Origin of the sequence: Acinetobacter sichuanensis (assembly GCF_003024515.2) — a bacterium.
GTDB lineage: Bacteria > Pseudomonadota > Gammaproteobacteria > Pseudomonadales > Moraxellaceae > Acinetobacter > Acinetobacter sichuanensis.
This window is the reverse complement of the sequence record NZ_PYIX02000065.1, coordinates 1-10,446: the sequence shown is the minus strand read 5'-3', so window position 1 is coordinate 10,446 and position 10,446 is coordinate 1. Positions and strand designations below refer to the sequence as shown.

The 10,446-nt window shown below is 32.4% G+C and carries 8 protein-coding genes and 1 pseudogene; 4 read left to right on the top strand and 5 right to left on the bottom strand.

Going from position 1 to position 10,446, the window contains the following annotated elements; translation table 11 throughout:
* Window positions 1-91: 91 nt before the first annotated feature.
* On the top strand, window positions 92-418 hold the full coding sequence (locus tag C9E89_RS20580) for a hypothetical protein (protein WP_005028412.1): 327 nt from the start codon (window positions 92-94) through the stop codon (window positions 416-418).
* A 146-nt stretch (window positions 419-564) separates the two neighbouring features.
* Here the strand turns inward: C9E89_RS20580 and C9E89_RS20575 are convergent, their stop codons facing one another.
* The 4 genes from C9E89_RS20575 to C9E89_RS20560 are packed head-to-tail and all read right to left on the bottom strand — an operon-like array spanning window position 565 to window position 5,359.
* Complete coding sequence (locus C9E89_RS20575; RefSeq protein WP_005006366.1) at window positions 565-2,190, bottom strand: SAVED domain-containing protein; 1,626 nt, start codon at window positions 2,188-2,190, stop codon at window positions 565-567.
* Between the two features lie 2 nt (window positions 2,191-2,192).
* Entirely contained in the window at window positions 2,193-2,693 is a 501-nt protein-coding gene (locus C9E89_RS20570; RefSeq protein ID WP_005006362.1) for a Mov34/MPN/PAD-1 family protein, read from the bottom strand.
* Window positions 2,678-4,336 carry a ThiF family adenylyltransferase gene (locus C9E89_RS20565; RefSeq protein WP_005006360.1) on the bottom strand — a complete coding sequence of 553 codons (1,659 nt, stop codon included), beginning with the start codon at window positions 4,334-4,336 and terminating at the stop codon, window positions 2,678-2,680. The genes C9E89_RS20570 and C9E89_RS20565 overlap by 16 nt, the downstream gene beginning before the upstream one ends.
* Before the next feature lie 9 nt (window positions 4,337-4,345).
* Window positions 4,346-5,359 (bottom strand): nucleotidyltransferase domain-containing protein, encoded by a 1,014-nt coding sequence (locus tag C9E89_RS20560; RefSeq protein WP_005006358.1) that lies wholly within the window; start codon window positions 5,357-5,359, stop codon window positions 4,346-4,348.
* 731 nt (window positions 5,360-6,090) lie between these two features.
* On the opposite strand from C9E89_RS20560, the gene C9E89_RS20555 reads away from it, so the two are divergent.
* The 3 genes from C9E89_RS20555 (at window position 6,091) to C9E89_RS20545 (ending at window position 10,169) form a co-directional block, all read left to right on the top strand.
* Entirely contained in the window at window positions 6,091-6,657 is a 567-nt protein-coding gene (locus tag C9E89_RS20555) for a recombinase family protein (RefSeq protein ID WP_000678311.1), read from the top strand.
* 333 nt (window positions 6,658-6,990) lie between these two features.
* A complete protein-coding gene (locus C9E89_RS20550) occupies window positions 6,991-8,715 on the top strand; it encodes a hypothetical protein (protein WP_107010041.1) in 1,725 nt (574 codons plus the stop codon).
* A gap of 974 nt (window positions 8,716-9,689) precedes the next feature.
* Window positions 9,690-10,169, top strand: coding sequence for an isochorismatase family protein (locus C9E89_RS20545; protein ID WP_065995571.1), 480 nt, complete (start codon window positions 9,690-9,692; stop codon window positions 10,167-10,169).
* A gap of 83 nt (window positions 10,170-10,252) precedes the next feature.
* Here the strand turns inward: C9E89_RS20545 and C9E89_RS20540 are convergent.
* Window positions 10,253-10,446 (bottom strand): annotated as a pseudogene (locus C9E89_RS20540) (IS1 family transposase); the annotation flags it as partial.

Sequence of the window (10,446 nt, the reverse complement as noted above, 5' to 3'; positions counted from 1 at the left end):
ATTCAGAATTGAAATAGAAAAATTTAAAAATAAATAACTTGGAAATAGATTTTATGATAAAATTCAATCAGCTATATTAATTTCTACACTTATGTCTGCACTACAAAAAATTAATGAAGATATGATAGTGAATCTTCCTAAGGGTGATTTACACGTTCATTTAAATGGAGCTATTCCAACAAATTTAGTTAAGGAATTATTAGCAAAAAATACAAATGGAATTCCCTCAAATTTTGATATTAATAAAGATTTAAATATTCTCGAACCACAAAAAAATCTGCAAGATTATTTAAAACCATGGAAAGTCTTAAATTTAATACCTAGATCGCAGAGTGATTTAAATAAAATAGTATTACAAACATTTTTTAGTTTAAAACGGCTTTGTTGTATAAACATTCTTCAAGATACTGATTTTTAAGGATTTGTTTAAATTTTAATCCAAAAATAAATTAAACAAAATCATAGTCTTAGATATTTATGCAACAAAGCCCCATTAGAGCTAAACTCCATTTACTAATGTCATATTTAAATCTAATGGTATGAAAGTACTATCAAATATACTGTTTAAATTACAGCGATTTCATTCTTGCTTCCATTATTTCGAATTTGAAGTCTTGGAACCATTGAATTATTTAAGTAATCATAAATAACCATTTCAGGATGATGCAGATCAAATGCTTGTCCAAACCATATACAAGCAGCATTGGATGCACATGGTAAGACATGAATTTTGGTAATTCCTTTATCTGTTAGACTATGAAATAACGCATGAATATCTTGCATGAAACTTAGTCCTCGTTCAGGATTTCTTATTGCTCCATTCCCCATATATTCTGGTTTAGCAGTAATATTAATTACCGGATGTCCTAATTCAACAGCCTTATTTTTAGAGGTTTCTGGATCAGCAGTGAGATTCAATCTAATAGTAATTTCAGTACAATCTTCTATTTCACTGAAATTATTAATTTCATACGCTTTGGTTGTACATATAAGATCAGGCCACATCCAACAACTTCCATCCCTATACATAAGCATAGGTATAAATTTCCCTTTATTTCCTAATTTACTTCCTAATGCTATTAGGCATGGCATAGGGCCGAAGCCAAAAATAGCTACTCTCTTATCATCAAATTTAGTTTCCCTAAGTAATTGTTCTGTTTGAACTTCAAATTCTTCTAAAAAATACTTTTTATAGAACTCATCAGCTGAAGCTCTTAAATGAGCTGGTAATGGTTCATGAATTAGTGTCTTATCTTTATGCAAAATAGATTTTAATGGGAGAAGGCAGCTTGCAATATCACGTCGTGAAGGAGACTGAGGAATATTGCGATTCACGGGCCAGAAAAATAAATACACTGGCATAGGAGTAAAGCTTAAAGAATCTAATAAATCTTCGCATTGTGCTGTGAAATTACTTCTCATTTGCGAGAGTCTTGAAGCTGTATATTCTGCGCCAGCAACTTTATCAATTAACCTATGATGTTTTTCACATAATAATAAAATATTCGTTGGATCATCTGATAGTTGATATGAGAAGAAGGGGATACCGCGAGTAGAATTTTCTGATGCTGCAACATTATGAGCTAAAACGCCATATGTACCTTCAAATCCAGTTATTTCATCTATGTTTAATTTTGCACCACATCCTTTAAACATACATCGGCCATGACTTGAGAGATAAATCTGGTTTTTATCTTTTTCAGATAAATCGTTACCCCTACCTGTAAGATGCTCAAAATCAAAAATTCTTTTTATGAAATATTCTAATTGGTTTACAGGGTTTGGTTTTTGTTTAGGAATCTTTCTAGGAACAAAATCTACATCTTTAACTTCGCTCTCTTGAGAGGAGGTTAAATTCCATGTTTCTTTTAACTTTTCAAAATCATGTAGAGTGTGGGCATCAATTATGTGACCTTGAAGAAAGCGTGCATAAATGGAAATTTTTTTGGCAAGCAATCTTCGGACAAAAGTTAAAGTATCATCATAATTGAGAATTATACGGAAAAAACTTTCAGGGCTTTTATTTTTCAATAAGACAAAAATTATATTTTTACGTTCTTCATCAACTAATACACCTAATGAATCTATACAAATATGCTTTAAAATTTCTTCTATATATTTATTTGCATTTGATAAATCATCTATTGCTGATAAAGAAGTCTGTAAACTTAGGGATGGGTCTAGTTGCATTTTCAATTTAACTCAATATAACCTAACAGTTTGATTTTAAAATTTTTTCTACCAATCCAGATTCCAGTTTTTACTCTTCCGATTATTAAATATAAAACTGGGTCATTAAGATTGGTAATGCCATTTAGAACAGTATCTATATCCCTTAAATCGGTTGGAGAGGGTGTTGGTACATCTTCAGGATGTGTATGCCATAGGCCTTGAAAATTATAGAATTTTTTAGATTCGTTCCAAGCTTGTATTAAAGCATATTGGTGGGACTTTGACCTAAAGAAAGACATACGTGTTTGACAGTCTCCTTCCATAGGAGAGGTAAAGCTTTCAATGATTTTAGCTTTAGTTTCTATGTCTGTTCTTCCAATTAGAATGCCACCCGATTCTGGAGAATCTGATTCTAATTGTATAAATTGCTTTAAACTCTTTAAAACATTTGCTTGAATAATAAAGACTTGGCCTGTAGGTGTGTCACATTTAATCCTCCCTTGAGTTATGTATTGCAACATGGGCATACTTCTTTATAAATTTCTTTTAAATTCAATATATTAATTCCATTTGAATTATTTACTGAATTATAAAAAGGGGTAGTAATTATTCCATTTTTATTTGCATTCTGATTGTCGCCAGAAATAGAAACAAATCCTAATTGTTGATTCAGGACATATTCAGAAATATAGCTTGCTAGCTTCATGCAATTTAAAGAAGAGAAGGGGGTAAATGCACCAGCACACCCTGTAATATTTTTAGCAATTAGCTGTCCAGATTGTACATATTTATACATAGGGGTAAGACTTTTATTTGATTTTTCATCAAAATATAAGCAGTTTAAACATCCTACATGTTTATTATTGAAAGAAATAAAATGTCCACCTAAATCATAAGGTTCTAACCAGCCTATTATTACTTGAATGTTTGCACTTATTTCATAAATAGTTTTTACGAGAGAAATCTCAGTAGGAGTATGGCCAATTGCTATGATGATAGTATCAATATCTTCAGTAATTTTTGATTTTATCCAGCTTTCACCATGGCTTACGAATGGAAAAATAGTTAATCCGGGCCTTTCTATTAAAAACTTATTAGCTAAAGAAGTAGATTTATAGGTATTAACATACTGCAAACCTAAAGAATGACGATAAATATTATCTGTTTTTAAAAGCTCTGGATCTATGAAAGAAAATTTATTTACGCCTGTTTGAGCTAATATCTCTGCAATCTTTGAGCCTAAAGCCCCACATCCGATAATCGCTATATGTCTTGTTTTTTTCTCTTGCCCCGTTCTATTTAATAAATAATCTATCCACGCTCTTTGTGTTAAAGAGACTTTAAAGCCTTTGAAGGATACTTTTTCTTTGAAAGAATACCAAATGGCATAATAAAAAATCACATAAGCAAATCCATGTTCATTTGGAATTCCCACTAGGGCATAATGATTGCCTTGTTTTAACAAAGATCGTTTGTTCTCATTAGAGAGGGTATTAACAATTTTTAGAAAATAGTCCTCATTAAAATAATCTCCTATATCTGGTATGGGGAAAACAGAAGCATCTTCTAATAATATCTTATGAATTTTTACTTTTGTGAGCTGGTTGTGGTTTATGTAAGAACTATCGCCATCATCAATATGCTCTAATATTTGATGATTCCCTTTTGATGATTTTCTTAACCAACCATATAAATTAAATGTAGAAGTAGGGTCGCAATGTAATATTACATCCTCATTTATATTTTGAGTGCTGCCTAAATATCCTTCTAGTTCGTTATACAAGCTTACTCGGTTGTTTAATTGAAAATTAATAAAAGATTGCTTGAGTATATCTATAGCCCTTTCAAAGAATTCAGTAATAAGTTCTTTATGTCTATAGCCTTCAAAGTTTTCACCTTGATGATCCGTAGTACAAATTTCCCCACTTTGACTCACATGATCTAAGGCAGACATTGGTCGTGTCAATATTCTAAAAATGGGAGGTATCGTCCAATTAGCTCTATTTTGAAAAATTAGACCAAGGCAAACCTGTTGTGTATTAATGAGAAAATCAAATTTTAGATTAACCCAATCCTTAGTAATAGAAGTGACATGGATATTTTGAGCTCCATGTTCACTTAATAGCTTTTCAATATTGTCTAACTTTGGGTTATCAAAAAACATTGAGTTTTCCTAAGCAGATTTTCCTTCTTGAGTGTAATAAGTTTGTACTACTGGTTCGGACACTTCTTGTATTTCAGGGATAGGGAATTGTCTTCCAAAAGTTTTATTTAAAATTTTGCAAGCTTCTACTGTATCAGTTTCCTCATTTACAGCTTCTAAAGATGATTTTAAATCTTCAAGTTTTGATTTTAAGTGCTCCATTTGTTTTCGGGTCAATTTTTCGAGTAAGTCTACACCTTGATGTGCAGGTAAATTAATTACGAGTCTGAAGTAATACTCGTTATTTTCTGGATCAATGCTAAAGGTAGTGAATTGATCTAATACATTATTTACTATAGAAAGTAATACCTTATTATCATTCTCATAATCTTCAGCTGTTATATGCTCATATACAGCTGTAGTGATAGCAATACTCTTAAAAAAATCTAGACCTTTCTCATTTCGCCATTGTTTCAAGTAGCGAGTACATCGTCTAAACTGATGACGTAAATCTGAATCATCTTCAAATTTTCCCAAAATTGTATCGGTAAGTTCAGTAGGATTTGAAATATCCCAAGTCTTAAGGTCTTCAGAGGAGAATTCCTTACCTCGAGCTAGATACATATTGCCTTTGTCGTCTTCAGCGTAGATGGGCAGATCTACATGATAATCGGGACTACCATTTTTGAGATAAGTGACAGTTACGCAAGGTCGTTTGATCGTTACAGTTCTATTTGAATGAGTTAAAGCATCTCTAACAATTTTTTTAATTTCTACTGAGCCATATTCCTCTTTGTCACAATCTAATAAAACTCCTACATCAATATCATAATCTCCATTCTTAGGCTTAATCCCTGTGCCCAAGGCATAACTACCTTGATTAAAGTATTCAACAAATTGAGGACCATTTGGATCCTTTTTGAGTTCATCTTTTAAGGTGCTAATCAAAAGGTCACGTTTTTCACGTAATGTACTTTCTTCGTCATAACGACCTAATCGAATATTTGTGTGGAACTTAGCATAGTGTTTTTGTGGATTCGCCATATTGTAGTATTCCTGTAGTGCTTTTGTTGTTATGGGGATCTCCTATATTAAATACAAGTTAAGACATTAAAAAAAATAGAATTTTTAAAGGGAAAATTTAATCAAAAAATATTTAAACAAACGATGAGATGTATCAATCTCCAATTTTTAGCATTCCTTCCCAACTAAAATAGTTTTGAGTCAAATTCTTTCTGGACATCGCCCATACACGACCATGCATCTTGCAAGGTCCAATTACGGCATCGCCACCACAGAGTAAAAAGAATGTTCAAAATAAACAGTCTAAAAATTCTGAATAGCCTTTTAGAACAGAGAGTTAAGGCACACAATTTAAAATAGTCAGTGAGCCTATCAAAATCCTCATGTATGAAACCTAAGAAGTTCCACATTTTTCTGGGTATACAAGCCTAAATTTTATGGAAAGAATTCATATGCTGCTCCTTTAGCTAAAAGAGTATTCAGCTTACGATTCGTGGTTATTTTCAACAGTGCCTTCTGGTAAGGGTCGGCACCTGCACATCAAAAAAATCTCCCCCCAGAGTACGGCTGTTTCTATCGGGGGTAGAATATTCATTCTGTTACTTTAGACTAAACCCTAAAGTTACAATCTGAAAGTTCATGAAATTATGTATCATTTAAATGATTTTTAATCATAAGTAACATGTAACTTTAGTGTTAAAGAATTATAATTTACGAAATTGTTCATTTTTATCCAATTGGGGCGTGAAATAGTGAAAGGCCAAAAAGTAGGGTATGTCCGGGTAAGTTCTGTCGAGCAAAACACTGGACGTCAACTTGAAGGAATTGAGGTCGACCGGATTTTTGTTGACCGTGCTTCAGGTAAAAATACTGACCGACCTAAATTTCAGGAAATGTTGAACTATGTCCGGGAAGGGGACAGGGTGATTGTACATTCAATGGATCGTTTTGCGCGAAGCCTAAAAGATTTGGTCACTGAAGTAGATAAACTGGTCAAACGAGGGATCGCCATCCAGTTTGTAAAAGAAAATATTACTTTTACAGCCGAATCCACCCCGATGGATAATTTGATGCTTCAAATGATGGGTGCTTTTGCACAGTTCGAACGTGAGATCATTTTAGAGCGGCAAAAGGAAGGAATAAAACTCGCCTCTGCTCAGGGGAAGTACAAAGGTCGGGTGCATAAACTAAAGCCTGACCAAGCTGAAGCTTTACGACAAGCATGGAAGGAGGGGAAGTATCCATCGAAAATGGCATTAGGGAAAGCTTTTGGGATTAGTCGTCAGGCGGTATACCGATATTTACAAGTTAGTGAATAGCTTATTGGGATTAGCAACTAAATTTAGTTTAACTTATAAAAATCATGAAACACTGTTCGAATTTTAAGCGTGGAACGTGAAAAATCACAAAAAAAGCCCACCTTGGGGAAGGTGGGCTATCAACTAGAAACTACAGCATTGATTTCTAAGTGGAATTATAACACATTACGTATAAGGTGTATTATGTTAATTTTAGATAAACTTAAAAAAATATAACACCTCATAAAATAACTTTTCCTAAATTCTATCAGTTTAAAATTTAATAAAGCTATGTTCTTCAATACATTACTATCATAAACTATCATTACAAAAACTTACATTGTGTATATAAAAATGAGCTCATTAAATTTAAATATTGAATTGTATGCCCACCCGATTAATTTTCCACAAAATAAAGCTGAAACTAATACTATTAGAAAAGTTTTTTATCAAATGGCATTTGATTGGCATGAAAATATTAAGAACAACTTTTTTAATATTTTTAATGATTTAGATGATCTTTATAACAAAAGTGACAGTTATGCTAATCAGGTTCGTCATGAGTCTATAAGTCAAGCAATGAAGTTTTTAGCAGACCATGAAATCTATGATATGACTGAACAGCAGTTCTATCAGAATTTTATGAGCGATTATGATACATGGGATGAAGACTTTAATATTATTGCAAGCAAATACGAAGCAATTGTTGAAAGAACAGAGGGGTTACATGCATATAGAACGGCCCGTCGCAAAAGTAGAGATAAATGGGTTGGCTATAATGCAGGAGGACAAGGTGAAGCCTTCGCTAAAAATATTACCTCTAATATCGGGCATGGTGTATTTAACTTAGCAGCAGCAGGTTTAAATGCTATTGGTGACTCAATAAAGAAAAACGACATATTTAAAAGTCCGTCTACTTTAAATCAAGTAGCAGAAGGTTTATACAATATTGTAATAGCAGCTTTTGAGGCAACTATTGATGCTATTAACTCTGAGATTGGTAATACATTCTATAAATATTCAAATGAGGAATCCTCAAAAGTTGAAGCTATTGTGGAAGGTATCAATTCTGGCAGAATTCCAGAAGATAAGATCTTGCCATCCTTAATTAAAGCAATCCAACTTTACCCTTACAATAGAGACATTTATATACTTTTTCTCAGCAATTTTGGTGACCATGATCGAAGCCTTGAAGCTGTCATGAATTATTTTGGTATAGCCAGTCTTGCAAATGAGAAAAAGAAAATCTTTGAGTTAAAACGCTCTAAAGTTAGCCTTGCCTCATTGGAAGATTGTCTAGTTAATCTTACAATTCTTGAAGAATATGCCAAATCAATTGGTTATGAGGATTTTAAGGAAGAATCCCAAAAGTTACTTGAAGCCGCTAAAAAACAAGAATTTGAAAAGCGACTTAGTTCAACAGATTTATCAACCGTTTCAGCATGTAAAGTTAATATTCCAATTTTACAAGAGTTTGCAAATCAAATTGGTTACAAGGGTTTTGAAAAAGACTCTACTGAGATTCTAAATCATGCTATCGAAAGTGATTTTAAGTTAAAGCTAGGAGCAACTAATTTGACCACGGTTTCAGCATGTAAAGTTAATATTCCAATTTTACAAGAGTTTGCAAATCAAATTGGTTACAAGGGTTTTGAAAAAGACTCTGCTGAGATTCTAAATCGTGCTATCGAAAGTGATTTTTTACTAGAAGCATCAAAGTACGACCTAAAATCTATAAAAAGTTGTGATACTAATGTCCCTAAATTAAAATCTTTTGCCGCAGATATTGGATATCAAAAATTTGATGAATGGGCAGCTCAGATAAAAGTAAAAGCAAAACCTAAAACAACTGCGGTCGTTCTAGGCTATGTAGCAATTCTAATTATTGGTAGCCTAATATTTAATGAAGATGCTGGCGCCATGGGTTTTATGCTCTGTAGCGTCCTATTTATATTAGGTCTAATTTCTCCAAAATTAGTATTATGGTGGGGAGGTGAACAAACACGATTTAGAGTTATGAAAATATATGGTTTATTAATTTTATTATCGTTTGTTATCTTCGGAATGTTTGTTAATTAAACAAAATCAACTAAATTCAGAAAGTAATTATGTATATTCATACCATTTAACATAATAGAGCTTATACGAAACGTACTCATAAATAGTTTTATATTTCAAAAAGTTATGCTATAAAAAATTGGGACGCAAAACCTAAAAAGCCGACTTGGAAACAAGTCGGCTTTTTTATGAACGGATTTGATACTTCTTGCCAATGTTTTTGATGATTTTTTAATCAAAATGAAACTTTAGTGTGCATTATCAATCCATAGAGAGCTTAAATCATCCCCAATTTCTGCGGACAACTCTTGGGATAAAAATAGGCCAACTTTGTAAGCTAAAACTTACATAGATTTAAGGATTTTGCGGATTGGTAATTCAAGGCATTAATCCTATGATGGCTATACAGGGAACAGGATGTTTCCAAAAAAACAAGAATAAGAAAGTAGCGCAAGGAATGGGCAGCACGAGATCAGCAAGACGAGCAACCCAATCTAAAAAAGCCCGACAGGATGTCGGGCTTTTTTATGTCTTGAATCTGGATTTCGTAGATGAGATTTTATGTTAAATGCATGACCAAAAAGCCCAATTTATGGGCCTTTCGTATAAGGTGTATTATGTTAATTTTAGAGAAATTTAAAGCCCAACATAATTAATTAGGATTTAAGTATGTATTCAATTTCATGGACATTAATAGTCATTTCTTTTTCAGCTTTGCTTTTGATCATTTCTAAACGAGATTTCAGACATAAGAAGATGATTCAATATTTTGGTGTATTTGCGATCTTTTTTATACCTACTTTAGCAATTTTAGGTTATTTTGATTAAGCCTTTTTACATAATGGCTGTTATGTGAATTTTTTAAAAACACATTAAAATATTGATTTAAATTGTTTTTTTCAGATTTCTTATAAGGCATATTATATTAATTTTAGTAGCTCTTAAAAGGCTTCTCTTGATAAAATCAATTTACTAAAACTAATTTGTTATTATTTATGAAACCAGTCCTGTTAATAATTGATGTTCAATCAACTTTTAATCCTCCTAACTGGTTAATACAAAAATTAGAAAAATTGCTGCCTTCGGTTCATTCAATCGCGACTATAGAACTACATGATGAATCAATAGTTCCCTTCAAAAGCCAGCTAAATTGGGCTCCATCGGAATTTGATGAATGTCCACTAAAAGTAGAGAAAGTATTTATTAAGTATGGATATTCTCCAACAGATGACTTGATTCAGTATTTGAAAGGTTTAGATACTCAACAAGTTTATGTATGTGGTATCCAAACGGATACGTGTGTTCTTGCTGCTGGTTTTAGATTATTTGATGCTGGTCTTTTCCCCTGCTTAGTTACAGATTTAACTGTAGGTTCTTCTTTAGATCGAAGTGGAAATTTAGGAATTCAACTTTGGAAACATCATTTTAGATCAATTACTACATCTGAAAATTTATCTTCTAATACGATGATTTAACATAATGGCTGTTATACGAAACGAGAGTGTAACTCCAAAATAGAAATGTCCGGTTTCTCCGAGGTAAAATATGACTTTTGAACAAAAATAAGCCATTGTTTATTCTTTTTATTTCCAACAAAATTCCAGAACTCATCTACTTCGAGAGATTCATAATGACTTTGCTGAGGCTGAATTTCATAGGTTGATTCAGTTAAAGTACGTAAAACTTTACCGATACTGATGCGCTCAACTTCAGCAATATCTCGTATACCGCTGCCTCTGACCATCAACTGTA